This is a genomic window from Thomasclavelia sp. (assembly GCF_047249845.1).
Taxonomy (GTDB): Bacteria; Bacillota_I; Bacilli_A; order Erysipelotrichales; family Coprobacillaceae; genus Thomasclavelia.
Genome location: NZ_JBKTWO010000005.1, coordinates 18,408 through 41,327, shown reverse-complemented (window position 1 = coordinate 41,327; position 22,920 = coordinate 18,408). Strand labels below are relative to the sequence as shown.

The window sequence follows — 22,920 nt, the reverse complement described above, 5'->3', positions numbered from 1 at the left end:
ATTATAAAAGATAGAAATAAATAGTATATTGGGGTATAATTGTTCTATGAATGTTGAGGTGAGTTTATGAATAGGAAAATAATGCCGTTTATGTTATTTGGGATTGAGGCAGTTATGTATTATTTCATCTGTTTATATTTTCATATGGATATTGATTTAATACTTGGTTCAGGGACATTATATTTTTTATTCTTATTTATATATGGTCATTATTCATTAAATACATGTTTGATTTGGAATGAAATACAGCAATTAGTTAAATCAAGTTTTTGTTTCTTTATTGCTTTACTAGTATTAGTACCAAAAGCAACTGGTTATGAGCGTAGGATGCATTTAACATTAATGGTTGTTTCAATGTTTATAATTAGTTTATTAGCTTCAAGATTTTTAAGAATAGCTTTTAGAGAACAGTTTGCTAGAAGAACATTGGTTATAGGAACGGGATATGAAGCGGCTAGACTAGGAAAAATTTCTAATAATAACCGTTTTGCATTAACTGATGTAAAAGGTTATGTAGATGTAAATAAAACTAATGAATTATATGGGTTTAAACAAGAAAATGTTATTAAACATAGTAGAGTATATGATTATTGTAAAATTGATGAGGCTATAAATACTTTAAAAATAGAACAGATAATAATTGCATTACCAGAAGCAAGTCAAAGGGTAACCGATAAAGTGATGAGTGATATATACGGTAAAGTAGAGGCTGTAAAATATTTACCAAATGTTAATGGTACAATGACTTTTTCATCAGAAGTGCAAGATTTTGATGGTCAATTATTAATTGCAACATCAAATGATGAGATGGGGACACTAGACAGAATTCTAAAGCGTTTAATAGATATTTTAGCAGGTATTGCAGGTGTTATTACGCTATTACCACTAATGATTTATGTAAAATATAAATATGTAAAAAGTGGAGATCATGATAATATCATGTTTTCGCAAGATCGGATTGGCAAAAATGGGAGGATGATTAAAATATATAAATTTAGATCAATGATTCCTAATGCTGAGGCAGAACTTGAAAGAATGATGGAAGAAGATCCTAAAATAAAAGAAGAGTATTTAACTAATAAAAAATTGAAAGATGATCCTAGAATTACAACAGTAGGAGAATTTTTGAGAAAAACTTCTTTAGATGAATGGCCACAGTTTATAAATGTATTAAAAGGGGAAATGAGTTTTATTGGTCCGAGACCGTATTTACCTCGTGAAAAAGAAGATATGGGACAATACTATGACACAATAATAAAATTAAAACCAGGAGTTACAGGAATGTGGCAAGCAAACGGAAGAAGTGATGTGGAGTTTAATTATCGTTGTAAGTTAGATGATTATTATTATCATAACTGGTCAATTTGGCTAGATTTTACAATTATTTATAAGACTATTAAGAGTGTGGTTTATGGAAAAGGATCATTATAGAGACAGATAACAGTAATGTATAAGTATATTACGGTATTTCATTAGGAAATCTAAACTATGAGATTTTGATTTTTCTAAAAGGAAGTATACAAGTTATTAGAATTATAAGAAAGATTTTACTATAACTAAATATAGAAAGTAATGGTGAATGAATCTTTTAAGTTTAGAAAAATAGACATAATATTGATATTTAAAGTATAAAGGTATTGTGGAGATATACATTGAATAGTAACTAGAAATTTTTATTTACATGTAGATTAGAAATGTGATATAACAAGCGAAATAATAAAAAAAGATAATATTTTTCTTTTACCGGATAGTAAAACTTTTGATATTAAATGGGGATAAAGTCAAATGATACATGCTACTATTAATTTAATTAAAGAGGCATTTTATTACTAATCAATCTATTGGAATAACTATTTTAAAGCATCCATACATCCTGATTACAGGAGGGATGTATAAAGTAATAATTTTTAAGAGAAAAACACAGCAAGATTAGGGTTTGATTTTGGAAGTTCATGGTGGGAGCTTGATAATGATTTTATTAAATATGCAATAGTATAGATGCAAATGAGATTATAAAAAATTATATAAAGATTTGACATAAGTTTGCGAGTAGGAAGTACTGTAATGTTCTTAATACCTGTTTTAATTTTATAGTGAAATAAAACACCATTCTATATGCTTATAATGGCAAAAATCGAAAAAAGAGTTTATATTTTTTAATTAAATTGGTATTTAGAATTGTCAAATGGGAATCACTATTTTCAAAACAATTTTATTACTTGAGAATATTATCTAATATTTTAGAGTAACTTATTAATAATAATATAGTAGAATGTCAAAGTAGATTCATATAGATAAAGAAGAAAATGGTAGGATGAAGCCAATCGAATATAATAGAAAATTATTTTACATCTTATCTGATAATAACTCAAATATATAAGCTCTAACAATTAAATACATTCAAAAAATAGGGAAAGCTTACAAAAGTAAGATTTCTTTTTTTATAATTAGTAAATAAAAACTATTAAAAATCAATATATTGATTTTTAATAGTTTTTAAGGGCTTATTATGATAAAATATATATTATTATAATAATAAAAAGGGGGAAAATAAAATGCATCAAAGATTAAGAAAAATACTGATGATGTTATTAATAAATATACTAGTAATAGGAAATTACACATTAATATCAGTAAATGCACAAAATAATGTAATGGATACACCATTATTAGAAGAACATAAAGGGGGATTTGTTGATTATACTGAAATGTATGGATTAGAAAAAAGCAAGTCTAAACCAATCACCTATAATAGATTTCAAAGATCTACAGCAACCCAGGAAAATAATTATTTAGCTATTCTAGTGGAGTTTCCAGATAAACCAACAACTAGTTTAGATGATAGTCTAACATTAAGCAAAGCAAATTCTTTAATGAATACTGGCAATGTAAATATGGATATTGTAAATGATAAAGTACCTGTATTATCAATGAAACAGTATGTTGAAAAATATACATATAATAAAATGACTACAACAACTAGTTTTTTCCCACAAGATATAAATGGAAAGGTAACTTCTGTAAAGCTTTCAAAGAATAGAAGTTATTACATGAAGTGGAGTAATAGTAATAAAGAAGGTTATACTTCTAATAGTCAAAAGTCACAAAGAGAAAAGGAATTGATTAATGAAGTTCTTTCTAAATCAAAAGAGAGTATTGAAAGAGTATTATCAGCAGGAGATTTAGATAAAAATAATGATGGATATATTGACGCTATATCATTTTTTGTTGAGGCAGATAGCGCAACAGAGGATAAAGTACAATGGTCTGATTTACTATGGTCACATAAAATTAGTGGTATGAATCCTAATGTTAAATTACATGGTAAGACAGTTGATACTTATAATTTAATCAATACATACGATAGTATGCATGCTGGAGGGGTTTTTTCATTAAATCAAAGTACTTATGGAACAATAATTCATGAGTATATGCATATTTTAGGATTACCTGATTTATATCGTTATAATAATAATGGTAATCCAGTTGGCTTTTATGATGTTATGGCAGAAACAACGTATTATAATCCGCAGGGAATATTAGCATACATGAGTAGTGAATATAATAATTTAGGATGGAGCAATAAATTACCTGAAATAATGACATCAGGGACAATTACTTTAAATCGTCCTCAATATGCAAATCCAGGTGAAAAAAGAGCAGTTAAATTATATTCACCCTATAATAATAAGGAATTTTTTGTAGTGGAATTTTATGAAAAACGAAATGATGTACGAGGAGATGCAACGAGCAATAATGATGGCTTAATAGTATATCGCATAAATAGTGAAATTAAAGATGGTAATATTTCAAATTCTGATGATGGAAGAAAAGATTACTTATATATTTTTAGACCTGAGGAATCTCAGCTTGGTAAAGGCGAGGGAGATCTTAGAAATGCAGTATTAAACAAATATAATCGTAATAGGTTTGGCAAACCTAGAGTTTCAACAAATAAATGGGATAATGATACACTATTTTATAGTGATGGTAGCAATAGTGGTATTGTAATAAATGTTGTAAGCAGTAATGATAATAGTATTACATTTAATGTTACTATACCATCAAGTAGTACTAACATTCCAATAACTGGGATTACATTGGATAAATCATATTTAACTTTAAATGTAAATCAATCTATGTTATTAAATGCACAAATTGAACCATCTAATACTACAAATAATAAAATATTAACATGGAAAACAAGTAATAGTAATGTGGCAAAAGTGGATAGTGATGGAAGAGTGACTGGTGTATCTGCTGGTATTGCTACGATTACAGCAACAACAATTAATGGGATTATTGCTAAATGTTTTGTAACAGTTTCTAACCCTAATTCATCAATATCATATTCAACGCACATACAAGATATTGGCTGGCAGGCAAAAAAATATGATGGAGCAATGTCAGGAACAGTAGGAAAAGTAAAGCAGCTTGAGGCAATAAAAATAATATTAGAGAATCCAGAATATAATGGAAGTGTTCAATACAAATCTCATATAGAAGATTATGGCTGGGAAAAGGATTGGAAATCCAGCGGTGAAATATCTGGAACAAGTGGAAAAGCAAAACAATTAGAAGCTGTTCAAATAAAATTAACTGATGAGATGAGTGCTCATTATGATATATACTATCGAGTTCATGTAGAAGACTACGGCTGGCTTGATTGGGCTAAAAATGGAGAAATTGCAGGAACAACAGGATTAGCAAAACAATTAGAAGCAATAGAAATAAAATTAGTAAAAAGGGGAGGAGAAGCTCCAGGAAATACAGAAAGACCACATATTCAAAGGTATATATCATATTCAACGCACATACAAGATATTGGCTGGCAGGCAAAAAAATATGATGGAGCAATGTCAGGAACAGTAGGAAAAGTAAAGCAGCTTGAGGCAATAAAAATAATATTAGAGAATCCAGAATATAATGGAAGTGTTCAATACAAATCTCATATAGAAGATTATGGCTGGGAAAAGGATTGGAAATCCAGCGGTGAAATATCTGGAACAAGTGGAAAAGCAAAACAATTAGAAGCTGTTCAAATAAAATTAACTGATGAGATGAGTGCTCATTATGATATATACTATCGAGTTCATGTAGAAGACTACGGCTGGCTTGATTGGGCTAAAAATGGAGAAATTGCAGGAACAACAGGATTAGCAAAACAATTAGAAGCAATAGAAATAAAATTAGTAAAAAGGGGAGGAGAAGCTCCAGGAAATACAGAAAGACCACATATTCAAAGGTATATATCATATTCAACGCACATACAAGATATTGGCTGGCAGGCAAAAAAGTATGATGGAGCAATGTCAGGAACAGTAGGAAGAGCAAAACAATTAGAAGCGATTAAAATTGCATTAGAGAATCAATTATTTACAGGTTCAGTTCAATATCGTACATATATTCAAGGTATAGGTTGGCAAAATTGGCAAAGTGATGGTGTGACCGTGGGAACAACAGGACAATCAATGCCATTGGAAGCAATGCAAATTAAATTAACAGGGGAAATGGCAAATAATTATGATATATATTATCGGGTTCATGTAGAAGACTATGGCTGGCTTGATTGGGCTAAAAATGGAGAAATTGCAGGAACAACAGGGTTATCTAAGCATGTAGAAGCAATAGAAATAAAATTAGAAAAAATTAAAATTACTAATTAGGGCAGTGTAAGGACTGCTCTTTTTTAATTGTAGTTTTGCTAGTAATTTAGCAATATTATGTTATAATTTTGTAGGAATAGAATTTATAAATATGGAGGTTGAAGATGAGTAATAAAATAAAGAGTATGTTTATTTCGTTTGTTGTTTTAGCTATGAGTTTATCTATCGGTACACCTTTAAATGGAGTATTTGCACAAGAAGAGGCAAAAGATGAAAAGTTTGTTGCGGAAGATTTCTTAAAAGATGATGAAGAAGTTACAACAATGGATGAAGAGGGTAATGTATATTTATTAGAAGATGTTGAGAAAAATATGTCTGAAAATAATAAGGTTAAAAAAATTCAAGATCGAAGTAATGAAAGAATTACTAATTCATCTACAGCTGTGGTCAATTTTAGAATATATAGCTCTGCAACTACTAATACTTCATATTCTGAAGAAGGAACAAATAGAGAGGGATATACAAATGGATATTATGCAGCTGATGGAGCTTTTTTAGGTTATGATAATGAATCAAAGCCTACTAAAGTTAAATTTATGCAGGCAGGTGTTGTTGGATGGGTTGATATTAATAAAGTAGAGGTATTAAATTATACTGATGCTAAAGTTAATACTTTAAGTAAATATTATGTGAAAAATGGTAAGTTATATCATGGGATTTCTACTAATTTATCAAACAGTAATTATAGCTCTTCATTAGAGGCTGGTGCGGCACCATCATATTTAAAAGAGGGTTATGATTATTATAGTTATGATGGGCATTATTTTTATGAAGGAAGTAATGCATCAAGTTATGCTAGAATGTTAAGTGATTATCGAAATAACAGAAGAACAAATGCAATTAATAGTTCTTCACCATATTATAATTACTATTTATATTTATCACATCGAAGTACTACAACATATACAGCAAAAGAATTAAATGATGCTATAGCATCATTAGTTGGTACATCTGAAAAAAGTTATGGAAGAACTTCAAAACTAAGAAACTTAGGAGATAGTTTTATTTCAAATCAAAACAAATATGGTACAAATGCATTATTGATGTTATCTGTAGCTGCAAATGAAAGTGCATGGGGATGTAGTAATATTGCTGCACAAAAAAATAATTTGTTTGGTCATGCAGCATATGATAGTGATCCTAACGGGAGTGCTAATGGGTATTCTTCTGTAGAATATAGTATTTATTATCATGCAGCAAATTTTGTTTCTAAAGGGTATTTAGATCCTGTTACTGATAGTCGTTATTATGGCGCTAATTTAGGAGATAAAGCAAGTGGTATGAATGTTAAATATGCTTCAGATCCATACTGGGGTGAAAAAGCTGCAGCTGTTTGCTGGAGAATAGATAATTATTTAGGTACAAAAGATGCATCAAAATATACTATTGCAATAAAAGATACTTTAAATACTAATCATTCAATTATTAATATAAAAAGTGATGCTAATAGCAATTCTAATACATTATATTCAACATATCCTATTAGTTCTAAAAGTACATATAGCACCTATGCACCTTCAAACTATGCTTTTATAGTATTAAAAAATGGAGATAAAAATAATTATTACAAGATTCAATCGGATGGAGCTGTTAATAGTAACCGAACTGGAATAATTCAAAACCCAAGTCAATCAGAATATAATTTTGATACAGATTATGGCTATATTCCAAAATCAAGTGTAACAGTGGTATGTGAAGGAAATAATTCAACAAGTAGTACTAATGATCAAAATACAGAAAATGTTACTGGGAAACCTACAGGTAAAGATATAAATGAACCAACTTTATATTATTCAGCCAATAGTCAAAATGTTGGCTGGTTAGATGAGGTAAATGAACCAAATACGGCAGGAACAACAGGACGTTCTTTGCAGTTATATCAAATTAAAATTAATCTTAAAAATGCAGTCAAATCTGCTGTATTATCCGGAAGAGTTTATAGTAATGGTTCATGGTTAAATTATAATAATATTACAGCTTCTACTATAATTGGAAATTCAAATAGTGCTTTACAACTTGTCAATTTTACACTAAAAAATCAATCTGGCTATAAATTACAATATCGAGTACATAGTGAAGATATTGGCTGGCAACCTTGGGTCGATCAAGAAAATAATGCTGGAACAAGTGGAAAGAATATTCAGGCAATTGATTTTCGATTGGTAAAAGATAATTCAGTTGTTGTAAATAAACCAGATATTATTTATTCAACACATATTCAAGATATTGGTTGGCAAAGTTCTAAATCAAATGGACAAACATCTGGTGGGATAAATGGAAAGAAAATAGAAGCTATAAAAATATTTTTAGATAATAATGAGATCAATAATGGAAGTATTCAATACCAAAGTCATGTGCAAGATTATGGTTGGCAAAATTGGGTTAATGAAGGTGGTTTATCAGGTACAGAAGGATTATCAAAACGAATTGAGGCAATAAGGATAAAATTAACTGGTCAAATGGCTAATATATATAATGTTTATTATCGGGTTTATGTAGAAAAATTAGGCTGGCTAGACTGGGCTAAAAATGGTGATAGTGCTGGAACATCAGGCTATTCATATAGAATAGAATCTATAGAGATAAAGCTTGTTCAAAATAATGAAAGTGCACCAGGTAATACTAATACACCATACATTCAAAGATATATAGGTTATACAAGTCATGTAGAGGATTATGGTTGGCAATCAAAAGTTTATGATGGAGCAATGTCTGGAACAACTGGTAAGACAAAACAACTTGAGGCAATAAAAATAACATTAGAAAGTCAGAAATACAGTGGAAATATTGAATATAGATCACATATAGAAGATTATGGCTGGGAAAATGATTGGAAGTCAAATGGTCAAATATCAGGAACTAGTGGAAGAGCAAAACAATTAGAGGCTATTCAAATAAGGTTAACTGGTGAAATGTCTATCCAGTATGACATATACTATCGGGTGCATGTAGAGAATCTTGGCTGGCTTGACTGGGCTAAAAATGGAGAGAAAGCAGGAACAGCAGGGTATGCATATAGAATTGAAGCAATGGAAATAAAATTAGTAGAAAAGGGAGAAGAAGCACCAGGATCAATGCAAAGACCGTATACACAAAAGTACTATATAGGATATAGTGGGCATGTGGAAGATTATGGTTGGCAGAAAAAAGTATATGATGGAGAGTTATCAGGAACTAGTGGAAAAGCAAAACAGTTAGAAGCAATAAAGATAACATTAGAAAATCCTGGATATGAAGGAAGCGTTGAGTATAGATCACATATAGAAGATTATGGCTGGGAAAGTGATTGGAAAGCAAATGGGGAATTGTCAGGAACAGTAGGAAGAGCAAAACAATTAGAAGCCATTCAAATAAGATTAACTGATGAAATGTCAAAACAATATGATATATATTATCAAGTGTGTATAGAAGAAAATGGCTGGTTAGGCTGGGCTAGAAATGGAGAAAAAGCAGGATCAGAAGGATTTAGTAAAAGAATTGAGGCAATAAAGATAGAATTAGTGGAAAAGGGTGGAAAGGCACCAGGAAATATGATTAATAGCTTTATAAAAAAATAGTAATAAAGGTGTGAAATGGTACTAGCTAGCATTTTACACCTTTTTGAGTTGTTATAATTAAAAATATTAATACAAGTTATAGTAATTTTTTGACCATAACAATAAAATGATGGTATTAAAAGTGTTATTAATGTATAATTATCCTAAGATTGTTGAGGTGTATTTATGAATAAATAATGCTAATTATGTTATTAAATAATGAATTGTGATGTATCTTTTTGTATGACCATATATTTATATAAATGTAGATTTAATATTGAGTTCAGGAATTTTATATTTATAAATAGTCATTGTTCATTAAGTACATGTTTTAATATAGAATGAAATTAAATAGCTTGTTAAATCAAGTTTCTATTTTTACATAGCATATTGCTATTAGTATTACTTGTGAAATATAAATTTGTTACAAGTGAAGATTTCAAGAAAAATTATCAAGAATGGAAAGTTAAAATAAAATATATAAGTTTAGATTAATATTCCTATTACTGAAGCTGAATTAGAGAGGTTAATAAAAAGGTATCTAAGACAAAAGAGGAGTATCCTTTAAATAAAAAATAAAAAAATGATCTTAGAATTACTTCTATTGGTCATTTTTTTAGAAAAATATCTTAAGATAAATGACTTGAATTTGTAAATATATTAAAAGGATAAATGGATTAGATATAGTACCTGGACCATAATTACCATGAGAATAAGAACATATGGCCCGTTATTTTGCTTTTACTAATTAGTTATAGTGGTATGTGATAGGTTTTATAATTATAATAAAGGAAATAGAAGTGTTGTATACGGAAAAGGATCACTATAATTAAAATATAAAAGTTTATTAGTTATTGATTTAATTTATATTTGTAGTAGTATTACCTTGGAAAGTATAAAAAATAAGTAGAAAGGAGCAATGGATATGTGTCTTGTATCAGTAATTATGTCCACATATAAAGAAAGTGAACTGTTTTTAAGGCAATCTATTGAATCAATCTTAAATCAAAGTTTTAATGATTTTGAATTTATAATTGTATTAGATAACCCTGATAATAATATTCATATAAATTTAATTTCAGATTATGCTAAAAAAGATCACAGAATTAGATTTTATATTAATGAATATAATTTAGGTTTAACTAAGACTTTAAATAAGGCTATTTTACTTGCAAAAGGTAAATATATTTGTAGAATGGATGCTGATGATATATCAATTAGTAATCGTATAGAGATTCAAAAAGAGTATTTGGAGAGTAATAATTATGATTTAATTGGTGGTATATCACAAATGATCGATGAAGATGGAAATGCAATTTATTCGATAAAAAAAGTGCCTAGTGATTTTGAAAAAATAAAAAAATGTATAAGGTATAATCAAGTAATTTCTCATCCTACATGGTTTGGAAAAAAGATAGTTTTTGATACTCTATCAGGATATAGGGAGATACCTTTATGTGAAGATTATGATTTTACTCTAAGAGCAATATTAAATGGCTATAAAATATCAAATATCAATAAAACAGTTCTAAAATATAGAATGACAACCCAAAGCTTATCACGTTCTAATTTATATGAGCAGTATTTGTTTGCTTATTATATAACTAATCAATATTCATTAGGTAAAATAAGTGATATAAATAAAGCAAGAAAGTTTACAAATATGCACAATACACAAAAAAAGGCTAAGCGATATTTGAATGCAAATAATAGATTTAATAATGTGTTAAAAGCTTTTGAGCACAAAAAATATTTAGAATTTATAAAAGAGGGAATATTATTATTATTTACTTCTAAAGACTATTTAAAAAAAATATATCGCTTTTTTATGGTTACAATTAATAGTTAATTAATAAAAATTAAGTTTATTTTTATAAGAAAATATTGTATAAAGGAGATTAAGATGAAAGTACTTGTAATAATTCCTGCTTATAATGAAGAAGAGAATATATTAAGAGTAGTAAAAAGACTAGAAAAGGAGAACACTAATTGTGATTATATAGTTATTAATGATTGTTCTAAGGATAAAACACCATTAATATTAGATGAAAACAATATTAATCATATTGATTTGCCAGTAAATCTAGGATTAACAGGAGCAGTACAAACTGGTTATAAATATGCATATGAAAATGGCTATGATGCTGCAATTCAATTTGATGGAGATGGACAACATCTTCCTGAATATATAGAAGCAATGGTTACGGAAATAGAAAATGGTTATGATATTGTAATTGGTTCTAGATTTGTAAATGAAAAAAAACATATGTCTGCAAGAATGTTAGGAAGTAGATTGATAACTTTTATGATAAAGTTAACTACTGGTAAAAAAATAAACGATCCAACTAGTGGAATGCGAATTATTAATAGGGAGTTAATTAAGGATTATGCATATGAAGTTAATAGAAAACCAGAACCGGATACATTAGCTTATCAAATAAAAAAAGGTTATAGAGTTAAAGAAATACAAGTAAAAATGGAAGATAGAGTAGCAGGTACAAGCATTTATACAGGTATTGGCAGTTCAATATCATATATGATGAAAGTATTAGTTACTATTATATTTTTTAATTAGGAGGAGTTTATGTCACTTAGTTTAAAGGTTATTTTAATCATATTATCTATTTTTTTATTTCTAATATTGATTAAAAATGTAAAAAAAGGAAAGCTAAGATCTGATTATGCAATAATTTGGATTATTTGTTCACTTTTGTTAATAGTAATTGCTATATTTCCTGAAATTGCATATGTAGCAGCAAACTTTATAGGGGTTATATCTACAGCTAATATGATTTTTGCTTTTATAATTTTCTTACTTATTATTGTAGTATTTACATTATTTTTAAGAGTATCAATGTTAGAAGAAAAGTTAAAAAATTTGATTCAATATACAGCGATATTAGAAAAAAAACTTAAAGATAAAGAGGAACTTTAATGAAGATATCAGTGGCAATGTGTACATATAGAGGAGAGAGATATATTACACAACAACTTAATAGTATTTTAGAGCAGGAATTAGGAGTTGATGAAATAATTATTTGTGATGATTGTTCGACAGACAGCACAATCAAAATTTGCCAATCTATATTAGAAAAAAGTAATTTATCATATAAAATAGTTTGTAATGAAGTAAATATGGGATTTGCGAGAAATTTTTATCAGGCTATATCTTTATGTACAGGAGATATAATATTCTTTTGTGATCAAGATGATATATGGCTAACCAATAAAACAAAAGAAATGATTAAAGTTTTTATGAATAATCAAGATGCGTTACTTGTATTTTCTAATGCTTATGTGACTGATGAAGATTTAAATATAAAAGGTGATTTGTATAACAGTCTAGGGTTTAAAAATGAATTTTTAAAAAATCAAGAAAATGCTTTTAAAAAACTTTTAAATGATAATTATGTTACGGGAGCCACATCAGCGATTAAAAGAGAATTATTAGATTTTGTTGGTGATTTACAAAATGGCTGGGCACATGATTATTGGTTTGCGATAGTAGCTGCTTTATATGGAGGATTGGTATCTATTGAAGAACCTTTGATATATTATCGTCAACATAGTAGCAATACGATTGGAATAGGTAAAAAATATGGAGTAACTAAGATAAAGCAATTATTTTCAAAATCACAAACTAAAGGTAATCGTGAAAATCAGTATGCAGAATTAAGATTGCCGTTGTTACGATATTTATATAAATATATGGAAAATAGAAATTTAAATCCAGAATACTATTTATCACTAAAAGAATCAATTGTATTCTGGGATAAAAGGAAAAATTTTTCAAAGCAAGGAATAATAAAGAATCTTTTAGTTGTTTTAAAAGGAGCAATTCATCACGATCAGATAAATAACAGGAATACTAATAAACCATTAATTAAAGATTTTATTAAAGCAATAGCATTGTCTAATAGGGATAAATAAAATGAAGAAAACAATATCAAATATATTTTATAATTGTGCATCTCAGTTATTAGCCATAATTGTTCCGTTAATAACATCCCCATATATTTCAAGAGTATTAGGACCACAAAATTTGGGAGTTTATAGTTATATTGATTCTGTTAGTCAAATATTTGCAGTGGTTGGAGCTTTGGGGCTTACTAATTATGGAATACGAGAAATAGCATATGTTAAGAATAATAAAAAAGAAAGATCAAATATTTTTTATGAATTGCTGATCTTAAGGGTAATACTATTAATTTTTACGTTTATACTATATTATTGGTTTATGAATGGAACAAAATACGAGGTTTATTCTTTTTATCAATTGATTTGGTTTGTAGGATCATTTGGTGAGATTATTTGGTTTTATAATGGAATAGAAGATTTTAAAACCGTTGTATTAAGAACTAGTTTGGTAAAAACAGTATGTGTTATATTAATATTTTTATTTATTAAAAATCCTAATGATATTTGGAAATATATCCTTATAATGGGGGGATGCCAAGTATTTGGAGTTCTTATATGTTATCCAAGTATTTCAAAATTAGTTTCTGGCATTAATTTAAAAGAGCTGCATGTATTTAGACATTTAAAAGCAACAGTAAAAATTGCTTTACCACAAATTGTTATTCTTATTTATTATCAAATGGATAAAGTTATGTTGGAATATTTTACTCATGATTCTGCTTTAATAGCATTTTATGATCAGGCAGATAAAATTGTAAAAATACCAGTAACAGCAATATCTGCCGTTTCTTCAGTAATGTTACCTAGAAGTTCTAATTTGTTTGTAAATAATGATAGTAACGCTTTAAATGAAAGTATAAGGATGACTGCTAAATATACTATTTTATTAATTATGCCAATGACTTTAGGTATAATTGCTATTTCATATGGCTTTGTACCTTGGTTTTATGGAAAAGGATATGATGAGGTGGCACCAATAATTATTGCTTTATCACCAGTGATAATTGCTAGAGGCTTATCAAGTATTTCTAGTGCTCAATATCTTATACCAACAAAAAATACTAAATATTTAACATTATCAAGTGTGATTTCTGCAATTTTAAATGTAATCATAAATTATATTACAATACCAGTTTGGGGTGTATATGGTGCAGTTTTAGGTACGATACTTGCTGAGTTTAGTGTCACTATTATACAGTATTATTTTATGGCTAAAGTTATTAACTTAAAGGGGTTATGGAAAATATCTTTTAAATATTTATTATTTGCAATTATAGCAGTAATACCTTGTTATTTTATTGGAATAATTTTAGAAATACATATATATACTACTGTTATTCAAATCGTTTGTGCAATATTTGTGTATCTTTTATTACTAGTAGTAACAAAAGATTCATTGTTAAAAATTTTATCTAATAAAAATAAAGGAGGGTTATAATGAAGAGTCTTTACTTTGTTTTTGATCAAATTCCCCCACCACAAAGCGGGGGATTGATAGGGGTATATAGAAATATTTTTCAAGAACTGAAAAAAGATTATAATATTAAATTGGTATCTATATATAATTGTGAGGAAAGTTATAAAAAGGAATTTTCTGATTATCAAATTATTATACTAAACAATTATAATATAGATAATCGTTTTTTTAGAATTGTTAAGTATTTAAAAAATAGGGAGCTAAAGAAAGTTTTTAAGGCGATTTATAGTGGCATTTTGTTTTTTTTATTTATACCTATATGTCGAATAAAGCTAAAAAATTATTTTTATGATAATGATAAAATTATCGTTACTTCTCCAGCTGCAGCAATTTATATGAGTAAAGATAATCGTTTTATTTTAGAAATTCATACTAAATATGAGTATTTTTGGAAAGGTAGCATTGCTTCTAAGCTACAGGTTAAATTAATGACTGACCCTAGTTTAGTTGTTTTTAGAACTAAAATAGATGCTAAAAAAGCAAAATGTAATAAATATAAAACAGATTATATTTATAATTTTGCTGGTGAAAAAATTATAAGAAAAGTTAATGTTGAAAATAGAATAGGAAAATTTATTTTTATGGGACGGCTTGATAAAAATAAAGATCCAATAAGATTAATAAAAATATTTGAATCTGTAAAAAAAGAAGGTAAAAATGTAAAATTAGATATCTATGGAATTGGAGAATTAGAAAAGAATATTAAAAAATATATAGAAGAAAATAGGTTAGAAAATTTTATTTCTTTAAAAGGTTTTACTACTGATAAGACAGTTTATAATAATTATTCAGCAATTGTTTCTGCTTCAATAAATGAAGGCTTACCTCTTAGTATTTTAGAAGCAAAACGTTATGGTGTACCAGCAATAGTTTTACCATGGGGTGATTCAACTAATGAAGTTGTTAATAATGGCGTAGATGGTTATATTGTTAAAGATAATAAAGAATTTGAAGAGAAGATAAATGAGATGATCACAAATACAGAACAATTAAAACAATTATCTATTAATTCATTAAATAGTTATGAAAATTTCACAACATCTAGGTTTAAAGTAAGATATATAGAATTTATTGAAAGTTATAATAAAGATTAAAAAGGTGATTAAATGAAGATTTCAGTAGTGATGGCTGTTTACAATGGAAGTATGTACTTATTAAAACAGTTAGAATCAATAAATATGCAAACAAAGAAAATTGATGAAGTGATAATTGTAGATGATTGTTCTAGTGATGATTCAAAAAAAATCGTTACGTCGTTTATAAAGGAAAAGCATCTTGATAATTGGAAATTAGTAGAAAATGAAGTTAATCTTGGGTATAAAAAGAATTTTCGTAAAGGTTTAACATTATGCACAGGAGATATAATTTTTTTTGCTGATCAAGATGATATATGGCATTTAGATAAAATTGAAAAAATGTCAGATATAATGAAAAAAAATCAAATACTTACATTAGCTTCTAGCTGTAATTTTATTAATCAAGATGATGAGATTATTGATATTGAAAAAAGAGCAGGTATGTCAAATAATAATTTATTACCAATTTGTGTAGAAAAAAAACTTACAAAAATAGATTTAGAAATAGTTATTATGAATAATTTTGCACAAGGTTGTACAATGGCATTTGATAAAAGTGTAAAACAAAGTTTTTTAAATAATAGCATAGGATTACATCCTCATGATTGGGAGATAAATTTAATCGGAGCAATTAATGGCAGTTGTTATTATTTAGATGAGGCACTTATTGATTATAGAATTCACGATAATAATACAATAGGTTTGTCTTCTATTCTAGAACAAGATATTATGAATGAAAAAAGTAAACGTTTAAAAAATAGAATAGAATTAACAAGTGAGGAAAAGACAATCACTGAATTTGTTTTATCTTTTAAAGAACTTTGTTATAATGATTATTTGCTAATGTCTAGACGTTTAGATTATTTAAATATGAGATTAGATGGAATGAATAATAATAAATATTTTTTACTATTTAAATCATATATTCTAGGAAAATATAGCGTGTTTGGAACGTTTAAGACTTTTATAGGTGATTTAATAGTTGCAATTAATAAGAGGTAATTTTATATTTAAATATGTGTATTAAGTAAATTTTGTTACAATTATATAAATATTTATTTTTATATAGTTGAGGAAGGAGATGTATGAAGTTTGTATTTGATTTAGATACAAATTGATTGTACAAAAGGGATATGAATGAATATATAGTTTTATCTTGTTTATTTTTTACAATGATATTTGGTCTGTATTTGTTGGGGACTGCAATAGTTGACAACGAAGAAAGTGTACCATATCGTTTTGTTATTGGATATCTAAGTTATAGTTTTTTTGTTGCTGTTGGTGGAATAGTTATTCAGTGTGCTCAATTGACCTGGGAAAGTTTCTTTTGGTATATGATTATTGTTCTTATAATTTTGACATGTTTTACTATATATAAATTGAAAAAAGATAAGAAAAAGATATTACCTAAAGGATTAAAGAAAATATTTGCAAATTATTCATTTTTAATGATTATTGTAATAATGTTGTTATCAATATTGATGTTTTGTTATATAGCTCTTTGGTTTAATAATCATTTAGATGATGGTTTTTATATAAATAAAATGAGTATCTTACCTTATGTTAAATCACCATTTGGTGTTATTCCTTCAACAGGGTTTATTGGAACAGGAAGTTTAAATACATACAGTTTTAATACATATGAATTAGAAGCTTCGTTTTATATATATCTTACTAAATGTACACCTACATTATATGCAAGGTTATTTTTATCAGGGTTTAATTATTTATTGTTAGTATGTAGTGTTTATGCATTTGCTGAAAAAGTATTTGATAAGATGGATATTAAATTTAATAAAAAAATACTCCAATTTATTCCTGCAATAGTATTATTGTTTGGTTTTAATGAAATGTTTTTAAAGGCAAATAATATTTTGAGTTTACAAGATTCTAATCAGTTTATTAATGCAATGTATTATGGCTCATCTGTAGTAAGAGTAATTGGAACATTTCTTATACTAGTACCCTTTATCTCTAAAGATAAAATAAGATTAAAAGATGTCGGTGCTGTTGTTTGTATAGCAGTAGTTTTGGTTTCTAAATCAACAATTGCAATTCCTATAATTGTAATAATTTCTCTTGCATATTTGATTGCAACTTGGATTCAAGGAGAAAAAAAAGAAAAAATATTTGCAGTAGTATTAATATTGTTAATATTTATAGGTGGATTATTATTAAATAATAATAGTATAATACGACCAGTATCAAATTATGCTTTAGAAATATTTACAAATAATATTCAATCACCAATAATAATAGGCTCTCTTATAATAATTTTAATATCATTTATATTAAAAAAGAGAATTATTACTAAACTTAATATAATAGTTATAGTATCACTACTTTTATATTGTTGTCCAATATTATCAAACATAAGTTCTTTATCAGCTTTTTATAATTTTGTTATGGGCAGAGTTGGAACAGCTATCATTTACATGATTATTGTAATTGCTTTTATGGAGCTGTATATTTTTATATGTAGCTTTGAAGTAAAAAGTATATTAGTATATACGTTATCTTTGTTAGTTACTATGTGCTTATTTTTAGGATCAGTTTATTCAACTAAAATGGCAGGTGGTAATCTCTTTATGAATGAACAAAGAACTTTAAGCTCTTTAGATATGAAGGCTTCACTTTCGATAATACTTGAAAATAAATATTTTGCTCCTAACAGTACCATAAAATTGGGTGAAATTCTAAAAAGATTATCAGAAACAAAAGATCAGCAATTAAATGTTGTATCTAGAGAATTAGAGGCAGTGAACGGAACAGCTCATCCTTTAGCGACAAGTATAACTGCTTTTGCCCCTTCTGTTACATCAGTATCTGCAAAATTTAGATATGCTGGTGAAGTTGAATCAAATCCTTTTTTTGAATATACAGAAGAAGATCAACGTTGTTATGAAGATTTTATATCAGCATTAAGTGAAGATACGTATCAAAAATTTAAAGCTGTTTTAAATAAATTTCCAATTAATTGTGTTGTACTACCATCAAAAGAGTACGATAAATATATGAGAAAAATGGACTTTGAATTATTTGATTATGTAATTGATGAAAATGCGGCTGTTTCATATTATGTATATGAAAGGTAGTTAATATATGAAAAAAGTTTTAAAATACTATTTAATTTTTACTTTACTTATTTTTATATCGGGGTGTACAGATTCTAAAAATAATATCTATCAATTATCTAATCAATCCTATAGTCAAATGATGTCTTACATAATTCACTATGATGATACAACAATTGTAATTGATGGTGGAACTAAGGAAGATAAGAGTGAACTAATCAAACAGATTAAAACAGTCAGTTTAGATGGTGTAGTTGATGCATGGCTGATAACTCATTATCACAAAGACCATACAGGAGCTTTAGCTTCCTATTTACTTGATAATACAAATGAATTGAAAATAAAGAATATTTATTATAATTTTCCTGATGAGTCATGGGTAGAAAAGTATGAAAAAAATAGATATGTTGATTTAGTTGAAATTAATAGAGGTTTAGATTTAGTTAATAATAAAGAAAAAGTAGAAAAAGAAAATAAAATTAATTTAGAAAGTATAACGGTTGAAATAATAAGAACATTTAATTCTAAAATTATAAAAAATGCTGGTAATAATTCTTCAACAGTATATAAGGTTGTGGTTAATAATAAATCAATTTTATTTTTAGGTGATTTAGCAGTAGAAGCTCAAGAAGAATTATTACTTAATAGTAAAGATAAAATATCAAATATGGATTATGTTCAAATGGCTCATCATGGACAAGCGGGAGTAAATGAAGAGGCTTATAAGATAATTAATCCGGATTATTGCTTATGGCCAACTACAGATTGGTTGTGGGAAAATAAAGATAAATTATATAAAACAGATGAAACTAAAAAGTGGATGAAGAAAATAGGTGTAAAGAAAAATTATATTGCAAATGAGGGATTAATCTCTATATCATTAGATGATTAGTTTCAGCAATTTGACTTGAATAGAATAGTGTTGTATCATAGGATAAAATGGTGAGGTAATATATGGAAATATTTAAGAGTATTTTAAAAAACAATAAATTAGTTCTTTATTTAAGTAAAAATGATATCAAGAAAAAGTATGCAGGTTCTTATCTTGGGTTGATTTGGGCTTTTATTCAACCTATTGTTACAATCGTAATATATTGGTTTGTATTTGAAATTGGTTTAAAAGCTAAGGCCTCTGGCAGTAATGGTCAAAATTATCCTTTCATTTTATGGATAATGTGTGGTTTAATTCCTTGGTTTTTCTTTTCAGATGCCTTAAATAGTGTAACTACTTGTTTTATTGAATATAGTTATTTAGTCAAGAAGGTTGTTTTTGATATTGAGATTTTACCAGTAATAAAAATAATTTCATCATTATTTGTACATTGTTTTTTTGTTGTTTTACTAATATTAGTAGCATGTATTTTTGGTTATTATCCAACGCCACAATTTTTACAATTGTTATATTTTACTATTTGTTTAATTGCATTAGTATTAGCATTAGCCTATATTACAGCATCAATTAATGTTTTCTTTAGTGATTTAAGTCAATTAGTCCAGGTAGCGTTACAAGCTGGGATGTGGTTAACTCCGATTATGTGGGATTTTAGTATGGTTGCAGCTCATCCTTTATCAATAGTTTTAAAGTTAAATCCAATGTATTATATAGTACAGGGTTATAGAGCAGTTGTTTTGGAAAGTCAATGGTTTGTAACTAATAGTATTTCTTTAACAATTTATTTTTGGGTGTTTGTAATTGTTTTATTTGTTATTGGAACAATAATTTTTAAAAAGATGAAACCACATTTTTCAGATTCTTTATAGGAGGGTGTTATGAAACAAAATAAAGCAATAGAGATATCTAACATAACAAAAGTGTATAAATTGTATAATAAACCAGTTGATAGATTAAAAGAAACTTTTTCAATTACAAAAAAAGTATTACATCGAGATTTTATGGCATTAAAAAATGTTTCATTTGATGTTTATGAAGGAGAAATATTAGGAATAATAGGGAAAAATGGTTCAGGAAAATCAACTATTTTAAAGATTATAACTAGTGTATTAACTCCTACTAGTGGAACTTCAAAAGTTAATGGGAAAATAGCAGCATTATTAGAATTGGGTGCAGGTTTTAATATGGAATATACAGGAATAGAGAATATTTATCTAAATGGCCAAATGATAGGTTTTACTAAAGAAGAGATGGATGAAAAGTTAGATGATATAGTTACTTTTGCAGATATTGGAGAACATATTTATCAACCAGTTAAAACTTATTCAAGTGGTATGTTTGCAAGATTGGCGTTTTCAGTAGCAATAAGTGTAGATCCTGATATATTAATAGTTGATGAAGCTTTATCTGTAGGTGATGTTTTTTTTCAAAATAAATGTTATCGTAAATTTGAAGATTTTAGAAATCGTGGTAAAACAATACTGTTTGTTACTCATGATATGGGAAGTGTAATTAAATATTGTAATAGATGTGTTTTATTAAATGCTGGAGAAAAGGTAGCTGAAGGAAATTCTCAAGAAATGGTTGATTTATATAAAAAAATTATGGTTGGACAATGGAAATCTGATGAAGAAAAAAGAATTATATCTAAAACAAATATAGGTAATAAAAATAATGTCAGTAAAAAAGCTCTTCTTTGGAAAGAAAATATGCTTATTAATCCCGATATTGAAGTTTATGGCGATGGACGGGCTGAAATTATTGATTTTGGAATATTTGATATGAGTGGAAATATTGGAAATAATGTATATAAAGGTGATTTTTATGAAGTTAGAATGAAAGTAAGAATCAATGAAAACATTAAATCGCCTATTTTTGCATATAAACTTAGAGATGTAAAAGGTTCTGAGTTGACAGGAACTAATACTTTATTGGAAGGAATTGACACTGCATATATAAAAGCAGGTGATATAGTAACAATTAGTTTTAATCAAAAACAATATTTGCAGCCTGGACAATATCTTTTATCATTGGGATGTACAGGCTATGAAGGTGATCAGTTTGTTGTATATAATAGAAATTATAATTGTTGTGTTGTTGGTGTAGTTGCTGATAAAGGAACAGTTGGTTTTTTTGATAGTGAATCACAAGTAGAAGTAAAAGTAGAATAAATTTTGAATAAGATAGATTTAATTCTATCTTATTTTAAGTTAGCATAGTTTTAAATCATGGTATTGTATTGAAAATGCATGAAAATAATAGTTTCTATTGCGATACATAACTTCAATCCAGTATTATTTTAACTAGGTATTTTTTACCAGGATATGACAGAAAATTGATTGTTATCTTTTTACCTTATGCTACTGATTTCATAATGACTCACTTCAGAACTTTATATTCAACTGATTGTTTGTTGTGATTTAAGTTCTGGGATTATTTATATATATTCATTTGATTTTTATTCAAAAATTTTTCCATGTTTATTAAATCAGAAACAATCTTACTTTTGAACCTTACTATATATTGAAATTTTTGACCAAATAATAAATAATATCTTGCCAGTAGAGAATAAAATATGAAGTTTTTACCAATTTTCTGTATATAAAGGATAAACCCTTTTTTGTTTGAAGTTTATATTGGTTGCAAATTTACATTTATTAATATATCAGACCCTTTGTTTAATAACAGGAAGATTTAACATTCCACCAAATGATAAAGATGTTTTTTTATTGGGAATATTATTAGCGTTTTGTTTTATCAAAATAGTCAATAAGGAAAAAGAATTATGATACATTTTCATAGATAATCTTATTTTTATTAAACAGCCTTAAAAGCTTATTATATATCATTAATATAAACCTTTAGATTAATAAGGAGAGCATGTTTAAATTTCCTAACTCATTTTATTTTAATAAAAATAGTAATGCTTCTATTTAGTTTGTTGACAAGGCGGTTTTATAGTCTGGTGATTATATATACTATTGTCATGGTTCAACAAAGTACAGCGGCTGAAAAGACAATAATAAATACAGTTTCAGAAGGATCATTATCAAAAATAGCATTAGCAAGTTTATTCTTATTAATTTTAGGAGAAGATAAGTAATATAAGCAGCATTATCTTTTACATAAGAAACATTTGATTATAATACAATCAAATGAGAATAAAATCTCATTGATTTTATAACTCTAATGTTCTATGATAAACATGTCAAAACACACTCTTAACAAAAATAGAGGAGAATAGCTTAATACTCTCCAAAAAGGTCAATATATAAGTTATA

General features: G+C 27.0%; 15 protein-coding genes. All 15 read left to right on the top strand.

Annotated elements, in window-relative coordinates; all coding sequences use genetic code 11:
* Positions 1–66 precede the first annotated feature (66 nt).
* Positions 67–1,431: an exopolysaccharide biosynthesis polyprenyl glycosylphosphotransferase gene (locus ACLR9T_RS02170; protein ID WP_413107892.1), complete on the top strand. Its 1,365-nt coding sequence runs from the start codon at positions 67–69 to the stop codon at positions 1,429–1,431.
* 1,124 nt (positions 1,432–2,555) lie between these two features.
* Entirely contained in the window at positions 2,556–5,666 is a 3,111-nt protein-coding gene (locus tag ACLR9T_RS02165) for an Ig-like domain-containing protein (RefSeq protein ID WP_413107891.1), read from the top strand.
* 104 nt (positions 5,667–5,770) lie between these two features.
* The gene (locus tag ACLR9T_RS02160; protein ID WP_413107890.1) at positions 5,771–9,223 is read left to right on the top strand and encodes a glucosaminidase domain-containing protein; all 3,453 of its coding nucleotides are present in this window, start codon (positions 5,771–5,773) and stop codon (positions 9,221–9,223) included.
* Positions 9,224–10,127: 904 nt separating this feature from the next.
* Positions 10,128–11,051 (top strand): glycosyltransferase, encoded by a 924-nt coding sequence (locus tag ACLR9T_RS02155; RefSeq protein WP_413107889.1) that lies wholly within the window; start codon positions 10,128–10,130, stop codon positions 11,049–11,051.
* A 54-nt stretch (positions 11,052–11,105) separates the two neighbouring features.
* The gene (locus ACLR9T_RS02150) at positions 11,106–11,777 is read left to right on the top strand and encodes a glycosyltransferase family 2 protein (protein ID WP_413107888.1); all 672 of its coding nucleotides are present in this window, start codon (positions 11,106–11,108) and stop codon (positions 11,775–11,777) included.
* A 9-nt stretch (positions 11,778–11,786) separates the two neighbouring features.
* A complete protein-coding gene (locus ACLR9T_RS02145) occupies positions 11,787–12,137 on the top strand; it encodes a DUF2304 domain-containing protein (protein ID WP_413107887.1) in 351 nt (116 codons plus the stop codon).
* A complete protein-coding gene (locus ACLR9T_RS02140; protein WP_413107886.1) occupies positions 12,137–13,132 on the top strand; it encodes a glycosyltransferase family 2 protein in 996 nt (331 codons plus the stop codon). The genes ACLR9T_RS02145 and ACLR9T_RS02140 overlap by 1 nt, the downstream gene beginning before the upstream one ends.
* 1 nt (position 13,133) lies before the next feature.
* Positions 13,134–14,558 carry a flippase gene (locus ACLR9T_RS02135; protein WP_413107885.1) on the top strand — a complete coding sequence of 475 codons (1,425 nt, stop codon included), beginning with the start codon at positions 13,134–13,136 and terminating at the stop codon, positions 14,556–14,558.
* Positions 14,558–15,691: a glycosyltransferase gene (locus tag ACLR9T_RS02130; protein WP_413107884.1), complete on the top strand. Its 1,134-nt coding sequence runs from the start codon at positions 14,558–14,560 to the stop codon at positions 15,689–15,691. The genes ACLR9T_RS02135 and ACLR9T_RS02130 overlap by 1 nt, the downstream gene beginning before the upstream one ends.
* A gap of 12 nt (positions 15,692–15,703) precedes the next feature.
* Positions 15,704–16,675 carry a glycosyltransferase gene (locus ACLR9T_RS02125; RefSeq protein WP_413107883.1) on the top strand — a complete coding sequence of 324 codons (972 nt, stop codon included), beginning with the start codon at positions 15,704–15,706 and terminating at the stop codon, positions 16,673–16,675.
* A gap of 131 nt (positions 16,676–16,806) precedes the next feature.
* Positions 16,807–18,768: a DUF6077 domain-containing protein gene (locus ACLR9T_RS02120; RefSeq protein ID WP_413107882.1), complete on the top strand. Its 1,962-nt coding sequence runs from the start codon at positions 16,807–16,809 to the stop codon at positions 18,766–18,768.
* Positions 18,769–18,775: 7 nt separating this feature from the next.
* Positions 18,776–19,639, top strand: a complete 864-nt coding sequence (locus ACLR9T_RS02115) for an MBL fold metallo-hydrolase (protein ID WP_413107881.1) — start codon at positions 18,776–18,778, stop codon at positions 19,637–19,639.
* 62 nt (positions 19,640–19,701) lie between these two features.
* Complete coding sequence (locus tag ACLR9T_RS02110; protein WP_413107880.1) at positions 19,702–20,508, top strand: ABC transporter permease; 807 nt, start codon at positions 19,702–19,704, stop codon at positions 20,506–20,508.
* Positions 20,509–20,517: 9 nt separating this feature from the next.
* Positions 20,518–21,810: an ABC transporter ATP-binding protein gene (locus ACLR9T_RS02105; protein WP_413107879.1), complete on the top strand. Its 1,293-nt coding sequence runs from the start codon at positions 20,518–20,520 to the stop codon at positions 21,808–21,810.
* Positions 21,811–22,604: 794 nt separating this feature from the next.
* On the top strand, positions 22,605–22,742 hold the full coding sequence (locus ACLR9T_RS02100; protein ID WP_413107878.1) for a hypothetical protein: 138 nt from the start codon (positions 22,605–22,607) through the stop codon (positions 22,740–22,742).
* The last annotated feature ends 178 nt before the right edge of the window (positions 22,743–22,920 follow it).